Genomic DNA, 15,458 nt, shown 5'->3' on the forward strand with positions numbered 1-15,458 from the left:
TTCGACGCGTCGCTATTTAGTATGCCGTTCACGGTTCTCGCGTTTTTGCTCTGCATTTTTCTGCAATAACACATAGGTAGCACTGTAACCCCCATGCTGGCGCTGCGCGGTATGAGCGGCTAAAACGGGGGCAAAACTGGGTAACCACTTAAAAACATAGCTGCGCAAAATAGCAGGGTGTGGCTTACTGTTTCGGCCCATACCATGCTGGATCAATAACGTTCTGACGCCACGTTTATGGCAGTCGGTAATAAATTGCAGTAACTGACTACGAGCTTCTTGCAAGCTTTTACCAAGCAGGTTAAGCGTAGCATCTAATTGATACTTGCCTAAGCGCAGATTGCGATACACACCTTGTTGTACGCCATCTTTACAATAGGCAAATACGTCGTCGGGTTTAACTAAATCAACGTATTCCATGCTCAAATATTGAGGATCGTACTCCATCTCTTGTTCAGCGGCTTTGCGTCTGGCCTGCTGCGCTAAGGTAGGACTGAATTCGCCATTTTGTTGAAGTACCGCATCTTGCGGTAGGGGTTTAACATCGGCCATTTCGCTCAGAAACAGCTCAAATTCGTCTTGTGACATGTCTGACTCCGATGCTTACTGCTAAGAGCCGAGTATAGCCTGTCAGGCTGTTGGAAAAAAGCCGCTTATTTTGTTTGCGCTTGTAACTCAATATTCGCCAGATCATTGGCGGTTGCTGCGGCGGCTTGGGCTTTTTTACGTGCAGCAGCAAAACGCAGCAGGTAATAAGCATTGATCAATAAAACTAATAAGTTGGAAATCACCCCTTGCGGAATGGCGATGTGGCTGTAATACACAAACAATAAGCTGCAACCGATTAATGTAGCTAATCGTAGCCAGAACACATCTTTAATAAAAAAAGCGCCGATACAAATTGTTAGGCCAATCCAGCTGATAATATCGTAGAACAGATTTTCCATGTTAATGCTCCGGCATAGTGTGCGCAATGGCGCGCATTATGAGCAGAGTCGAGTAATTACTCAACTAAGATAAATTACATTTTTCAGATTAGTTTATTTAATGGATTTTTTGCTGGATTTGCCAAAGGCGATAACGCGAATACAAAAGGATTAGCGCCGCAGCGAGCGGCGCTAATGTCACGAATTACTGACGTAAATTAACCTGACTATTGGCAATTTCACGCGTCATAATTAACCATGCTTCGAGGTTTTGCCGCAATGCAGTGGGATCAATTTTATCCAGCGTATCATTTGGGGTATGGTGATAATCAAAGTAATCCGTACCATCCTGCATCAGACTCGCGACGGGTACGCCTTGTGCTTTTAACATCGACACATCTGGCCCCCCAGACGCGGTGTTCGGGCCCATAGCGATACCCAGCGGTGCTAATTTTTTCTGCAGTTCCTGGGCAAAGGCTAATGCTTGTTCACCCATACCGGTGTCAAAACGCCAAATACGACCTGCGCCAAAGTCTGATTCTGAAGCAAACACATGGGTATGTAATTGCTTATGGTGTTTAGCGGCATATGCGCGGGCGCCAATTAAACCGCCTTCCTCATTACCAAATAGCACCACGCGAATGGTACGCTCAGGCTTCTCTTGCTTTAATAAAGCGGCTGTCGCCATCACGATGCCCACACCGGCGCCATCATCTAATGCGCCAGTACCTTCATCCCAAGAATCTAAGTGTGCACTGATTAGCACGATTTCATCGGGGCGTTTGCTACCTTTGATCTCGGCAATCACATTGTGACTGGTAACAGTACCTGGGAGATTATTACTCATTTGCATGTTTAGCGTCAGTTCTGGGTTAATCGCCAGCATCTTGCTCAATTGCTGCGCATCGGGTACGGAAATGGCTGCCGCAGGAATACGTTCAATGCCATCTTCGTAACGCATTTGACCGGTGTGGGCAAAACGGTTATTGCTGCTACCGACTGAGCGGATCACTAAGGCTTTTGCACCAAGTTTTGCTGCTTCAACTGCACCCGTGGCGCGTGCCCCGACGACTTGGCCATAAAAACCACCGCGAATATCTTTCTCTAAGGCATGATTAATAAAAACAATACGATCTTTCACTTTAGAAGCGTCCGCTTTTTTGAGCTCTTCTAAGGTATTAAACATGACAACTTGGCTGTTGATGCCATCAAACGGGGTACCGATTGAACCACCCAAAGCGGTGACCACTAAAGATTGATGAAAAGGTGCTGCCACTTTTAAGCTCGCTTGACCACGCTCCCAGTACAGCATATCAAAGGGTTCGCGCCAGACTTTATCAAAACCCAATTCGGTAAATTTTTGCTCTGCCCACAGTACCGAGCGCATATCGGCCTCACTGCCGGCTAAGCGCGGACCTACTTCTACCGTTAACGATTCAACTAATTTGTAAGCTAAATCTTTATCAATAGTTACATTTTGGGCATGCACATTTAGGCTAAAAGCTGCTAGTATTGTTGTTATCCACACTTTCATGGTTTGTTCCCGCTGTTTAGTTTTGACTGATGTGGAAACGTTATCATGTTTTACGGATTAAACCTATGTAACTCGCTGGACGTCAGTTTTTGCTCGACCAGCCGAAAAATGGAGACGCTGCAAGGATGCAAGCATTTATTCAAACCTGCTATAACCCCACTCCTGTAACCCAACAGTTAACGGCGCTTGTTGTTGATGATACGGTGGCTGTGCGTGCTTACCTTAAAAGTATCTTGCAGCAACTTGGTGTAACTCAGGTGCTAGAGGCAGCCGACGGCGCCAAAGGCGAAGCCTTGTTTATGCAGCATCAACCACAATTAGTTTTTTTGGATATTCAGCTACCAGACATAAACGGTAAGGTATTGTTGCAACGTTTCAGGTGTGTTGACCAGCAATCACATATATTTATGATCTCGGCTTATTCCAGTGTCGATAACTTGAAAGCAGCTGTAGCAGGCGGAGCAAAAGCTTTTGTAGTGAAACCTTTTACTGCAGAAAGAATCTCAAGTCTGGTTCAACCCTTATTGTCGTGTAGTGTCTGATCTGGACTAGCATTATTTTGTCGTAATGAGATCAGGCTAGTATTAGTTTAATGAGCGGTGCAAAACATGAATTTAGAAGATATGCTGAAAAATTCAGCGGAAGCAGTGAAGTTACTGAAAGCGGTGTCGAATGAGCGCCGTTTAATTATTTTATGCCATTTGTTGCAAGGCGAGCTGTCGGTAGGTGAATTAAACAGCAAGTTGGATTTAAGCCAATCTGCACTTTCACAGCATCTCGCGTTATTGCGCAAAAATAAATTGGTGAAAACGCGTAAAGAATCGCAAACGGTGTTTTATCGGATCTCAAGCGATGAAGTAACCGAAGTCATTGCACTATTACACAAACTGTATTGCGCTGAGTAATTTGTCGCGCTGTGCACTGATTGTCGGCTGCTTTGTGTAGCCGAAATGAACAAACAAAAAAACCAGCCGAAGCTGGTTTTTTTGTTTTACATCGCCAATTAGGCTGCTTTTAACGCTTTTACATGGGCGTTTAAGCGAGACTTATGACGAGCTGCTTTGTTCTTATGGATCAGACCTTTGGCTGCCATACGATCAATAACAGGGACCATCTTGTTGAACGCTTCCTGAGAAGCTACTGCGTCAGCAGTTAATACTGCTGCGTAGGTTTTCTTGATGAAAGTACGCATCATAGAACGTTGACTGGCGTTTTGCTGACGACGTTTTTCTGATTGTATTGCGCGCTTCTTAGCAGACTTGATGTTAGCCAAGGTAACACTCCTAAAAACTTAAAACCGGACTCTTTAAAGGCCGCATAATATGCCTATTTACTGGCCCATTGTCAAATGCTTTAAACGAAAAGGCCCGTAATTAAATTGCAGTGAGCACTGGTAATTGATCTCAGTAACAGGTGAAAATAGCGCCGCAGCAAATAAAGGAGTCTCCCGTGTCAGGAAAATTACTAAAGTCAGGGCTGATTGTCAGCTTTATGACGTTGATTTCAAGAGTGTTAGGCCTGGTGCGGGATGTGGTGGTTGCCAATTTTGTTGGTGCGGGTGCTGCTGCTGACGTGTTTTTCTTTGCTAACCGTATTCCGAATTTTTTACGTCGACTCTTTGCCGAGGGCGCTTTTTCTCAAGCCTTTGTGCCTGTGTTAAGTGAAGTTAAAGCTAAACATGGTGATGATGCGGTTCGAGAATTAGTGGCCAAGGTGGCGGGAACGCTGGGTGTTATTGTCACTCTGGTGACGCTGGTGGGGGTGGTCGGCTCGCCTCTGATTGCTTTGCTGTTTGGTATGGGCTGGTTTATCGAATGGCTGAATGACGGGCCTGACGCGCACAAGTTTGAAATGGCCAGTGTGATGTTAAAAATTACCTTTCCTTATCTTTGGTTTATTTCTTTAGTCGCGTTATCGGGCGCGGTGTTAAATACCTATAACCGTTTTGCGGTAGCGGCCTTTACGCCCGTTTTCTTAAATATTGCGATTATTGGCTCGGCGCTGTATCTGGCTCCTGAGTTGGATGAACCCGCTATGGCATTGGCTTGGGGCGTGTTTATTGGCGGTATTGTACAGTTATTATTTCAATTACCGTTTTTAGCTAAAGCCGGTTTGTTGGTGCTGCCAAGATGGCATTGGCAAGATGAAAACGTGACAAAGATCCGTACTTTGATGCTACCAGCACTGTTTGGTGTTTCTGTAAGCCAAATCAATCTGCTGCTCGATACCGTGATTGCCTCGTTTTTACTAACCGGGGCCGTAAGCTGGTTATATTACTCGGATCGGTTAATTGAATTTCCATTGGGCTTATTCGGGATCGCGATTGCCACGGTGATCCTGCCGAACTTATCGCGGCATCATGCCACGGCAGATACTGCGCGCTTTGCTCACACGCTGGATTGGTCAGTGCGCTTTGTGGCGATGTTTGGTTTACCGGCGATGCTGGCGTTAATGGTGCTGGCACAACCGATTATCACGGTGCTGTTTATGCGCGGTGAATTTACCCAGCAAGATGTGTTAATGGTGTCGTACAGCTTATTGGCCTATTGCTGTGGCTTGTTAAGTTATATGCTAATCAAGGTGTTAGCACCTGGCTATTATGCGCGGCAAGACATTAAAACGCCGGTGCGAATTGGCATTATCGCTATGGTGGCCAATATGGTGTTTAATCTGATGTTAGCACCCTTTTTAAGTTATGTAGGCTTGGCTTTAGCTACGGCGATGTCGGCAAGTTTAAATGCGTTTTTATTGTATCGTGGTTTAAAAATCGCTGGGGTGTATCAATTAAGCCGCTTTAGTATGGTGATGCTGGCTAAATTTGCTTTGGCCAGTGTATTGATGGCTTCAGCGCTCTATGTCGTAAGCCCAAGCTTAAGTGTCTGGGTGGCGCTGCCTTTAACGTCGCAAATAGTGCAATTATCCAGTTTGTGTCTGTTGGCTGTAATAGCGTACTTTGCCTTGCTGTTCCTGTTTGGGGTGCGTTTGGCTGATTTTAAAGCAAAAACTGTTGCTGAAAGCCAACGGTGATCGGGTTATAATCGTCAGTTGACAAGCAACCGCAGGCATAATTTAAGGCAGGCATGGAGTTAATTCGCGGCATCCACAACATATTACCGCAGCATAAAGGCTGTGTGTTAACCATCGGCAATTTTGACGGTGTGCACTTGGGGCACCAAGCCGTGTTAGCTCAGGTTAAACAACTGGCACAGTCGAAGCAGTTGCCGTCTTGCGTAATGGTGTTTGAACCCCAACCTCTGGAATTATTCGCGGGCAGTGATGCGCCGGCTCGGATTTCTCGCTTTCGTGAAAAGTATTTAGCGTTGGCGGAATTAGGCATCGACCGATTACTCTGCGTTGGCTTTAATCGTGCTTTTGCGGCACAAGATCCAGAACAGTTTATTGAAGATTTACTGCTTGATAAGTTAGGCGTACAGCATTTGATTGTGGGTGATGATTTTCATTTTGGCCAAGCCCGTAGCGGTAATTACGCGTTATTAGAACGTGCCGCCTCAAAGTATGGTTTTGGTTTAAACAGCACCTCAAGTTTAAAACTGGAGCAGCAACGGGTCAGCAGTACGTTGATCCGCAGTGCCTTACAAGCCGACCAACTGCATTTAGCTGAAACGATGCTAGGGCGGCCTTTTGCATTAACTGGGCGAGTAAGACATGGTCGTAAGTTAGGCCGAAACCTTGGCTTTCCCACTGCGAATGTCTGGTTGTATCGTAAAAAATTACCGGTATCCGGTGTGTATGCCATCACTGCTCGCACCTGTTTTGGGGTGTTTCAAGGGGTGGCTAATATTGGTAATCGGCCAACCGTACAGGGTGTGCGTGAACAACTAGAAGCGCATCTATTTGATTTTAATCAAGATTTATATGGTAGTCAGATTGAAGTGGTGCTGCGGCACAAACTTCGAGCCGAACAGCGGTTCGACAATCTGGATGCATTAAAACAGCAAATCGCCGTCGATGAAGCGGCAGCGAAACAGTATTTTAGTCAGCAGCCTGCGCTACTGAACTCACTAACTTAACGGAATTTAAACGGATGAGCGATTACAAGCATACCCTGAATTTACCAGAAACGGCTTTTGCTATGCGCGGCAATCTGGCACAGCGTGAGCCACAAATGTTGGCAAAATGGACCGAAGCCGATTTATATGGTCAGATCCGTGAAGCCAAAAAGGGTAAAAAAACCTTCATTCTGCACGATGGCCCCCCTTATGCGAACGGTAATATTCACATCGGCCATGCTGTTAATAAGATCCTTAAAGACATTATTGTTAAAGCAAAAACGTTATCTGACTTCGATGCACCCTATGTACCGGGTTGGGATTGTCATGGTTTACCGATTGAATTGGTGGTGGAGAAAAAGTACGGCAAGCCCGGACAAAAATTAACGCCTGCCGAATTTCGAGAGAAGTGTCGTGAATATGCGTTAACGCAAATTGATGCGCAGCGCACTGACTTTATCCGCTTGGGCGTATTGGGCGATTGGTATAAGCCATATCGGACAATGGATTTTCAAACCGAAGCTAATATTATCCGCAGCTTAGGTAAAATTATTGAAAACGGCCATTTGTTGCAAGGGTTCAAACCCGTGCATTGGTGTACTGACTGTGGCTCGGCCTTAGCCGAAGCGGAAGTGGAATACCAAGACAAGATTTCACCGGCTATTGATGTGCGCTTTCAAGTCGTGGATGAATCGGTCGTCGATCGCTTTGATCATCCAGAAGCGCATCGGGGGCATGGCCCGTTGGCTGTGGTGATCTGGACCACCACACCTTGGACGATTCCAGCAAACCGCGCCGTGGCGCTTAATGCCGAGCTGAGCTATTCACTGGTGCAGGTTGAGCAAGGACCACAAGGTGCTGAGCGCTTGATTATCGCCACTGATTTGGTAAAAGAGGTGATGGCGCGCGCTAATATTGAACATTATCACGCCTTGGGGTTCTGCCAAGGCAAGCAGCTAGACTTAGTCAAGCTGCAGCATCCGTTATACGATTTCCAAGTGCCGGTGGTACTGGGTGAACATGTTACGACTGAATCGGGTACAGGATGTGTGCACACGGCACCAGGGCACGGTCAAGAAGACTTTGTTGTTGGTCAAAAATACCATTTAGAAGTGGCGAACCCCGTCGGTGCCAATGGCGTTTATCTGCCGGATACACCGATGTTTGCTGGCCAGCACGTTTTTAAAGCCAATGACACTATTGTTGAAGCATTAAAGGCCGCTGGCGCTTTGTTATTGCACAAAGCGTATAAGCACAGTTATCCCCATTGCTGGCGTCATAAAACACCCATTATCTTTCGCGCTACGCCCCAATGGTTTATCAGCATGGAGCAGCAAGGCTTACGACAAATGTCGTTAGAGCAAATTGCTAAAACCCGCTGGATCCCTGATTGGGGTCAACAACGTATTGAAAACATGGTAGCAGGCCGGCCCGATTGGTGTATTTCACGGCAGCGTACCTGGGGTGTACCTATTGCATTGTTTGTAGATAAGGATACCGGCGCCTTACATCCAAAAACCGCAAGTTTAATTGAACTGGTGGCGAAACAAGTTGAGTTGGGCGGCATTCAAGCTTGGTTTGATCTTGATGCAGCACAATTGCTTGGCGAAGATAGTGAGCGTTATACCAAAGTAACCGACACGCTCGATGTTTGGTTTGACTCGGGCATTACCCATGCTGCGGTGGTGGATGCGCGACCAGAGTTTCACCAGCCTGAGCAGATTGATTTGTATTTAGAAGGCTCAGATCAGCATCGTGGTTGGTTTATGTCATCCCTGATGACGGGCGTGAGCATGAAACAGCGCGCACCGTATAAACAAGTATTAACCCATGGTTTTACCGTTGATGGTGAAGGCCGCAAGATGTCAAAGTCTTTGGGTAATGTGGTATCACCGCAAGATGTCATGAACAAATTGGGTGCCGACATTTTACGTTTGTGGGTAGCAACAACGGATTACACCTCAGAGATGACGGTGTCGGATGAAATCCTTAATCGTGCGGCCGATAAATATCGCCGCATTCGTAATACTGCGCGTTTCTTGTTAGCAAACCTAAACGGTTTTAACCCAGAAACCGATGCTTTACCATTTAACCAATTGGTCGAGTTAGATTTGTGGGTGGTTAATCGTGCTGCACAGTTACAGCAAGAAATCATCGATGCCTACGACAATTATCAGTTCCATCAGGTCAGTCAAAAGCTGATGAACTTCTGTACTGTTGAACTGGGTAGTTTCTATCTGGACGTGATTAAAGATCGTCAGTACACCGCGCACAAAGACAGCCAAGCGCGTCGTAGCTGCCAAACGGCGCTGTATCATATTGTACAAGCCATGGTGCGCTGGATGGCACCTATCATGAGCTTTACGGCACAAGAAATCTGGGAAGCCTTACCGGGTCAACAACACGCGTTCGTGTTTACGGATGTGTGGTACAGCGGTTTTACCGAGTTACCAGCAGGGCGTTTCAGTAATTCTTATTGGCAGCAACTGCTGCAGGTACGTGACGAGGTGAACAAAGTGTTAGAAGCGGCACGTCGGGAAGAGCGGATTGGTGCCTCTTTGCAAGCCGAAGTGACCTTGTTTGCCGAGCCCAGTTTAGCAGCAGCCTTACAGCAGTTAGGTGACGAATTACGCTTTGTACTGATCACTTCTACGGCAACCGTTAGTGCACAAGCGCCGAGCGCTGACGCGATTGCTACGGCAATTCCGGGGCTAAGTGTATTGGTCACAGCGTCTAGCGCGGCGAAGTGTGAGCGTTGTTGGCATCACCGGCATGATGTGGGTATTGATCCGGCGCAGCCGGGGATCTGTGGTCGCTGTGTTGATAACGTCAGTGGCCAAGGTGAAACACGGGAATTTGCGTAATGCGTTTATTTCAAGAAACTGCATGGCGTTGGTGGTGGTTAATTGCGTTGCTGCTCCTATTGGATCAGTTGACTAAGCAGTTAGTGCACCAACAAATGGCCCTATTTGATTCAATTGAGTTGTTGCCTTTTTTTAACCTAACCTATGTACGAAATTATGGTGCAGCATTCTCATTTTTAAGTGATGCGGGTGGATGGCAGCGCTGGTTCTTCACCGGTATTGCGATCGGGATCAGTGTGGTCATTGCCGTTTGGATGAGCCGCTTAAAACGCCACGAAATCAAACTCAGTTTGGCATTAAGTTTGGTGTTGGCTGGCGCCATAGGTAATTTAATTGATCGTAGCATATATGGTTATGTGATTGATTTCTTTCATTTGTATTATCAGGATTGGCATTACCCCGCTTTTAATATTGCCGACTCAGTGATCTGTATTGGCGCTGCACTGTTAATTTGGGATAGTTTTAGCAGTGATTCTGGAGCAAAAAAATGAGTATGATTACCCCAAGCAGCACCGTGGTGTTTCATTTTGATATCAAATTGACTGACGGCTCTGCCGCTGAAAGCACCCGAGTGCACAATAAACCGGCTAAAACCCAACTGGGTGATGGCAGTTTATCTCCGGCGTTTGAAGCACAATTATTAGGCTTACAGGCCGGTGATAAAAAAACCTTTACCCTAGCGCCAGAAGACGCTTATGGTACGCCAAACCCTGATAATATTTATTATGTTGACCGCAGTAAGTTTTCTGCAGACGCCCCAGCCAAGGTTGGTTCTATTATTGGTTTCGCCATGCCAGATGGCTCTGAGTTACCGGGGCTCGTACGTGAAGTGGTGGGCGACTCGGTGACGATTGATTTTAATCATCCACTGGCTGGCCAAACCCTAACTTTTAATATCGAAATTGTACAAGTGAGCTGAAATGGACATTTTGTTAGCTAATCCTCGTGGTTTTTGTGCCGGTGTTGATCGGGCGATCAGTATTGTAGAGCGTGCGTTAGAGTTGTACGAGCATCCGATCTATGTACGACACGAAGTGGTGCATAACAAATTTGTAGTTGATGGCTTACGCCGCAGCGGCGCCGTGTTTGTCGATGAATTAGATGAAGTACCCGATGGCCATATCGTTATTTTTAGTGCGCACGGTGTTTCGCAAGCAGTACGCGAACGAGCTAAACAGCGTGGCTTAAAAGTATTCGACGCGACTTGCCCATTGGTCACTAAAGTGCATATGGAAGTCACCCGTGCCAGTCGTAAAGGCATCGAGTGTATTCTTATTGGGCATGCTGGCCATCCTGAAGTTGAAGGTACCATGGGCCAGTATGACAATGCCGATGGTGGCATTTACTTGGTAGAATCGGTAGAAGATGTCCATACCCTACAAGTTAAAAATCCCGCCTTGCTTTGCTACAGCAGCCAAACCACCTTGTCGGTAGACGATACTGCGGATGTAATTGATGCCCTAAGAACACGCTTCCCAGACATTGAAGGGCCACGCAAAGATGACATTTGCTATGCCACGCAAAATCGTCAAGATGCCGTGCGCGAGTTGGCATCAAAAGCGCAGTTAATGTTAGTGGTGGGAGCAAAGAACAGCAGTAATTCAAACCGCTTACGCGAGTTAGCTGAAAAACTGGGTTGTACTGCCTATTTAATTGATACTGCCAACGACATTCAACAAAGCTGGTTAGACGGTGTCAATAAAGTGGCGGTAACGGCCGGCGCATCTGCGCCAGAAGTACTGGTGCGAGATGTGATTGCCCAATTAAAAATGTGGGGCGGCAAGACGGTAACCGAAACGCAAGGTCGCGAAGAAGGAGTGGTGTTTGCTATTCCGGCTGAGCTGCGTTAAGTAGGAAATACCTCATGAAAAAGCTGCAGGATGTGCCTCGTCTCGAACTGCAGCTGCCAGATCTCACTCAGGCAAGTCATTTGCTTCGTGTGGTGGTGTTCTCGCAAGCTCTTGCGTTAATACTGGCATTAGCGCCTTATTCCTCTGAGCCGTTTTGGAGCAGCCTCGGTACTATCAGTCTTTTTATTCACTGGATCAGCTTAGGTAGCTGTTTAGTGTTTAGTCGTTTACAACCTCGTTTGCGCTTTATGTCACTGATGCCATTTGCCTTGGCGGTACAGCTAATATTACTCAGCGTGACCTTTGTATGCTCTTATCTCAGTTTTTGGTTCTTACAGGATGGCAACAAAGTATCTTTCTGGACTGAAGCTGCTAACAACTTGATTATTGCCTTTATTGTAGGTTTAGTGCTTATTCAGTTTTTAATTATGTATGATGAATTAGCCCGCAGTATCACTTCACAACAAAAAGCTAAGCTGAGTGCTTTACAAGCACGTATTCGACCGCACTTTCTATTTAACTCACTTAACACGGTGGCAGAATTAATCCATACAGACCAAGACGCTGCGGAACAAGCCTTGTTGAATTTAGCAGACTTATTTCGGGCGGCAATGGCCAGTGCTGAAAATATAAGCTTGCAAGATGAACTGGCACTATGCAAACAGTATCTAGCCCTAGAACAGTGGCGATTAGGCTCGCGTTTGGTGGTAAATTGGCAACTGCCCGAAACGATCCCCACACTAAACTTACCGGCGTTAACTATTCAACCACTACTAGAAAATGCGGTGCAATATGGTTTTGAAACACGAACGGTAGCGGGGGTACTAGATATCAAAGTGTATCTAGGTAAAAAACAGCTAAGTATTGTTATTGAAAACCCTGTCGCAACGAGTCATAAAAAGCAAAATAAAAACGGTATAGCCATTGCTAATATTCAGCAACGGCTAAAAATATTATTTGGCCAATCCGCTCAGCTGACAACTTATGAGTTGGCTGATATGTATCGAGTGAAACTTGTGTTACCGCTGGAGGGGGAATGAAAGTATTAATTGTTGACGATGAACCCTTGGCAAGAAGCCGCTTACAACGTTTATTAAAACCGATAAATCAAGTTAGCTGTGTTGGCGCGGCTGAGCATGCAGCTCAAGCTTGGGAGATGATTGGTACATTACAGCCAGATGTTGTGTTATTAGATATTGATATGCCAGGTGAAGATGGATTAAGCCTAGCTGCAAGGATCGCTGAATTAGCGTTGCCCCCCGCTTTAGTATTTGTAACTGCTCATCCTGAACATGCATTAAAGGCCTATCAAGTGTCTGCAGCCGATTATCTTTTAAAGCCAGTAGTTCCTGAGCGATTGCAGCAAACCTTAACTAAAGTGGGTGCATTAACTCGAGCTCATATTGAGCGGCAACACGGTACTGAAACCAAATTGGCTTATCAATGTGGAAATGTGACAAAAACAGTGCCTCTGGCACAAGTTTATTACTTTGTCGCCGATAGTAAATACGTTAAGGCCATCTTTGAGCATGGCGAAGCTTATTTAGACTTGTCTTTGGCTGAATTAGAGCAACGTTATACACAATTGTTAAGGATCCACCGCAGTTATCTTATTAATCCACAGTATTTTTCTGCTCTAAAACAACATGCCGGACAATATGTTATTCAATTATCATCCTGCGCCGAATCCCTCCCCGTTAGTCGTCGCGCGTTAACGCAAGTTAAACACGCACTGCAACTAGACTAACACTGACCGTTTATCGGCTAATCCTACCGTTAGTCCTTACACCACTTGGTTTATCAAGTTAATCCTTTATAGTAATAAAATGATAGAACTATTGGAGCAAGTCATTAATGCGACGTAACGCAGGCTTTACCTTGATTGAACTGATGATTACTGTGGTCGTGCTCGGCATTGTTGCGACTATCGCGGTGCCTTCTTTTATTTCTCTTGTGCAGTCTAATCAGTTAACTGGTCAAATCAATCAGTTAGTAGGTGCTTTAAGTGCTGCTCGTACTGAAGCGATTAAAATGAATCAAAATGTGGTGTTCTGCCACAGTAGTGATGGCGCAACGTGTTCTGATATTGATGATGGCGCATGGCAAGGTTGGTTGATAGGCCTAGCGCCAACTGATCAAAGCGCCGGGATTGTTGCTGGCAGTATGATGGCTACGGGTTTCTTACAAACGGGGCAATTGATATTACGCGCGAACAACAATATTGCTGATGCTGACTCGCAAGTACGTTTTTCACCCCAAGGTCTGGTGCGAACGACCAATGGTAGACCACTTAATGGTGTGCTTCGCGTTTGTATCAATAACAGCAACGATAACAATACTCGAGATTTGATCATTCGGTCGGGTGGTCATATTGCGGTTGATACTTTGACCCTTACCAGTTGTACAGCGCCATAAGGAGTTACTAATGCCTGCTTTAAAGATGATGAAAAAACAAAAAGGTATTACTTTGCTAGAAGTATTAATTTCAGTCGTAGTGCTGTCGATTGGCTTGCTTGGAATTGCTGGTTTACAAACCGTCAGTCTGAAAAGTACCAACATGGCACACGAGCGCGCAATGGCTGTTATCTTAACTGAAACCTTATTTGAAGTTATGCGTGCCAATGCTGCCGCTGCCAGAGCCGGTGACTTTGCTATGGATTGCAGTTCTCCAGTGGCGGGTACTGAACAATGGTTTGATGATGTTCGGGCGGCGACCTCTCCAGAAACCTGTGCCGTAGTTGCATGGAATAACGGCGTTTATACCGTGACAATTGATTGGAGTAATCAGCGACTTGATGTTGACTCTAGAATTGTAATGGAAACACGCCCATGAAATGGCAAAAAGGTGTGACCCTAACTGAACTACTGATTGCATTAGTATTAGGTATTTTATTACTCGGCGGTGTATTAGGTGTTTTTCTGTCAAATCAAACCACGTCTAGAACCACTGAAGACTTATCTAACTTACAAGATCGTATTCGCTTAGCATTTCAAGTGATGTCTTACGATTTACGCAGCGCAGGGTTTTTAGGTTGTAACAATTCAGAGCGAGTGATTTCCGTGGTACAAGTTGCGGGTGCTTTACCTGTATGGCTAAATTGGCAGGGGGGGCTTGTTGGCACCGCAGCTGATGCTGCTAATAATGAGTCTATGCGCATTATGTACGCGGCTGGGCAAAGTGCCAGCATAAACACGCATGTTCCACCGCGGATGAACCTTAACCAAGACACTAATTTGTCTGTTGGTGATTTAGGTGTCATTTGTGATGATACTTTAACATCGATCTTTCAGGTTTCAGCTGTTGGTAATAACTGGGCTGAGCATGCCGCGGCAGGTTTGAATTGTTCTGCTGATCTGGGTTTTGCCAATCCGTTTATTTGTGCAACTGCTCGTCCAAGAGTTTATCCTGCCGATGCCATGCTAATGCGTTTTGAAACGGTGCGTTGGTTCGTTGCTGCCAGTGAAGTGGATAATACGTTAAATTCATTATTTCGGGAAATAGTGGTGAATGGCGCTGTGGTGCAAGAAGAAGTGTTATTTGGCGTTGAAAGGCTAAGTTTTGCCTATCAAATGCGTAACGCGGCTTTTGGTCCGGTGCCATTTTCCGCTGCTTTAGATATGACGCAGGTCACAGGTGTCAATGTCACCATTTTGCTAGACGCAGCGGCTTATTCAAACATTACGATGGCCAATGATACGCGAACTATCGAGTTTTTTACGACGGTTAGAAATCGTTAGAGGTGTTTATGTTACCAAGAATAAAGCAACAGCAAGGTATTGCCTTAGTCGTCACGCTATTACTGCTGGTGGCCATTACAGTACTCACGCTGTCTAGTATGCAGCGTTCTACCTTGCAAGAGCGAATGACAGCAAACTTGTATGAGCATCAATTATTTGTTCAACAAACCGAATCAGCGCTGCGCGTGGCAGAAAATGTGTTGGCTGGCCTGTTACCTAATCCTGCTACTGCAGTGGGTACACCTGGATTTTACGGTATTCCAACAGCAGGCCAAGCTGATCGTTGGGAGGACCCTGCTACGGTATGGCAAGCTGCTCCTGCGGTGAATGAAATGCTCGATTTACAAGCGCGTTACATTATTGAATATGTTGGTGACTGGCCAACACCTGCGGCACCCGATTGCGACAGTGCAACAACCATTGAAGCAGATTGTTTATCGCCAACCTTTAGAATTACCGCTCGTACTCAGCCTGCAGACAATCGTCCAGGTGTGATTATGCAAACCATCTGGCGTTTATAAGGCTAGTGAGGAAAA

General features: G+C 45.9%; 18 protein-coding genes. 14 read left to right on the forward strand and 4 right to left on the reverse strand.

Annotation, left to right across the window (positions count from 1 at the left end):
- Positions 1 to 12: 12 nt before the first annotated feature.
- From smrA to JAO78_RS09640, 3 genes are all read right to left on the reverse strand, one after another.
- The gene (gene smrA, locus JAO78_RS09630; protein WP_226751134.1) at positions 13 to 588 is read right to left on the reverse strand and encodes a DNA endonuclease SmrA; all 576 of its coding nucleotides are present in this window, start codon (positions 586 to 588) and stop codon (positions 13 to 15) included.
- A 65-nt stretch (positions 589 to 653) separates the two neighbouring features.
- Complete coding sequence (locus JAO78_RS09635; RefSeq protein WP_226751135.1) at positions 654 to 947, reverse strand: hypothetical protein; 294 nt, start codon at positions 945 to 947, stop codon at positions 654 to 656.
- Positions 948 to 1,131: 184 nt separating this feature from the next.
- The gene (locus JAO78_RS09640; protein ID WP_226751136.1) at positions 1,132 to 2,460 is read right to left on the reverse strand and encodes a M20/M25/M40 family metallo-hydrolase; all 1,329 of its coding nucleotides are present in this window, start codon (positions 2,458 to 2,460) and stop codon (positions 1,132 to 1,134) included.
- Between the two features lie 125 nt (positions 2,461 to 2,585).
- On the opposite strand from JAO78_RS09640, the gene JAO78_RS09645 reads away from it, so the two are divergent.
- Together JAO78_RS09645 and JAO78_RS09650 are read left to right on the forward strand one after the other, a co-directional pair.
- Entirely contained in the window at positions 2,586 to 3,002 is a 417-nt protein-coding gene (locus JAO78_RS09645) for a response regulator (RefSeq protein ID WP_226751137.1), read from the forward strand.
- A gap of 66 nt (positions 3,003 to 3,068) precedes the next feature.
- Entirely contained in the window at positions 3,069 to 3,365 is a 297-nt protein-coding gene (locus JAO78_RS09650; RefSeq protein WP_226751138.1) for an ArsR/SmtB family transcription factor, read from the forward strand.
- 98 nt (positions 3,366 to 3,463) lie between these two features.
- Here JAO78_RS09650 and rpsT read toward each other — a convergent pair whose 3' ends face one another.
- Complete coding sequence (gene rpsT / locus JAO78_RS09655) at positions 3,464 to 3,733, reverse strand: 30S ribosomal protein S20 (protein WP_226751139.1); 270 nt, start codon at positions 3,731 to 3,733, stop codon at positions 3,464 to 3,466.
- Positions 3,734 to 3,909: 176 nt separating this feature from the next.
- On the opposite strand from rpsT, the gene murJ reads away from it, so the two are divergent.
- From murJ to JAO78_RS09715, 12 genes are all read left to right on the forward strand, one after another.
- Entirely contained in the window at positions 3,910 to 5,487 is a 1,578-nt protein-coding gene (gene murJ, locus JAO78_RS09660) for a murein biosynthesis integral membrane protein MurJ (protein WP_226751140.1), read from the forward strand.
- Between the two features lie 53 nt (positions 5,488 to 5,540).
- Positions 5,541 to 6,491: a bifunctional riboflavin kinase/FAD synthetase gene (ribF, locus tag JAO78_RS09665; RefSeq protein WP_226751141.1), complete on the forward strand. Its 951-nt coding sequence runs from the start codon at positions 5,541 to 5,543 to the stop codon at positions 6,489 to 6,491.
- 14 nt (positions 6,492 to 6,505) lie between these two features.
- Positions 6,506 to 9,334, forward strand: coding sequence for an isoleucine--tRNA ligase (ileS, locus tag JAO78_RS09670; RefSeq protein WP_226751142.1), 2,829 nt, complete (start codon positions 6,506 to 6,508; stop codon positions 9,332 to 9,334).
- Positions 9,334 to 9,825 (forward strand): signal peptidase II, encoded by a 492-nt coding sequence (gene lspA, locus JAO78_RS09675; protein ID WP_226751143.1) that lies wholly within the window; start codon positions 9,334 to 9,336, stop codon positions 9,823 to 9,825. The genes ileS and lspA overlap by 1 nt, the downstream gene beginning before the upstream one ends.
- Positions 9,822 to 10,253: an FKBP-type peptidyl-prolyl cis-trans isomerase gene (fkpB, locus tag JAO78_RS09680; protein ID WP_226751144.1), complete on the forward strand. Its 432-nt coding sequence runs from the start codon at positions 9,822 to 9,824 to the stop codon at positions 10,251 to 10,253. The genes lspA and fkpB overlap by 4 nt, the downstream gene beginning before the upstream one ends.
- Before the next feature lies 1 nt (position 10,254).
- Positions 10,255 to 11,184, forward strand: coding sequence for a 4-hydroxy-3-methylbut-2-enyl diphosphate reductase (ispH, locus tag JAO78_RS09685; RefSeq protein ID WP_226751145.1), 930 nt, complete (start codon positions 10,255 to 10,257; stop codon positions 11,182 to 11,184).
- A gap of 14 nt (positions 11,185 to 11,198) precedes the next feature.
- The gene (locus JAO78_RS09690) at positions 11,199 to 12,224 is read left to right on the forward strand and encodes a sensor histidine kinase (protein ID WP_226751146.1); all 1,026 of its coding nucleotides are present in this window, start codon (positions 11,199 to 11,201) and stop codon (positions 12,222 to 12,224) included.
- Complete coding sequence (locus JAO78_RS09695; protein WP_226751147.1) at positions 12,221 to 12,931, forward strand: LytR/AlgR family response regulator transcription factor; 711 nt, start codon at positions 12,221 to 12,223, stop codon at positions 12,929 to 12,931. The genes JAO78_RS09690 and JAO78_RS09695 overlap by 4 nt, the downstream gene beginning before the upstream one ends.
- 107 nt (positions 12,932 to 13,038) lie before the next feature.
- The gene (locus tag JAO78_RS09700; RefSeq protein WP_226751148.1) at positions 13,039 to 13,599 is read left to right on the forward strand and encodes a GspH/FimT family pseudopilin; all 561 of its coding nucleotides are present in this window, start codon (positions 13,039 to 13,041) and stop codon (positions 13,597 to 13,599) included.
- Positions 13,600 to 13,609: 10 nt separating this feature from the next.
- Complete coding sequence (gene pilV / locus JAO78_RS09705; RefSeq protein ID WP_226751149.1) at positions 13,610 to 14,017, forward strand: type IV pilus modification protein PilV; 408 nt, start codon at positions 13,610 to 13,612, stop codon at positions 14,015 to 14,017.
- Positions 14,014 to 14,922, forward strand: coding sequence for a PilW family protein (locus JAO78_RS09710; RefSeq protein ID WP_226751150.1), 909 nt, complete (start codon positions 14,014 to 14,016; stop codon positions 14,920 to 14,922). The genes pilV and JAO78_RS09710 overlap by 4 nt, the downstream gene beginning before the upstream one ends.
- Before the next feature lie 8 nt (positions 14,923 to 14,930).
- Positions 14,931 to 15,443 (forward strand): pilus assembly PilX family protein, encoded by a 513-nt coding sequence (locus tag JAO78_RS09715; protein WP_226751151.1) that lies wholly within the window; start codon positions 14,931 to 14,933, stop codon positions 15,441 to 15,443.
- Positions 15,444 to 15,458 lie beyond the last annotated feature (15 nt).

Source organism: Alishewanella maricola (assembly GCF_016343785.1).
GTDB lineage: Bacteria > Pseudomonadota > Gammaproteobacteria > Enterobacterales > Alteromonadaceae > Alishewanella > Alishewanella maricola.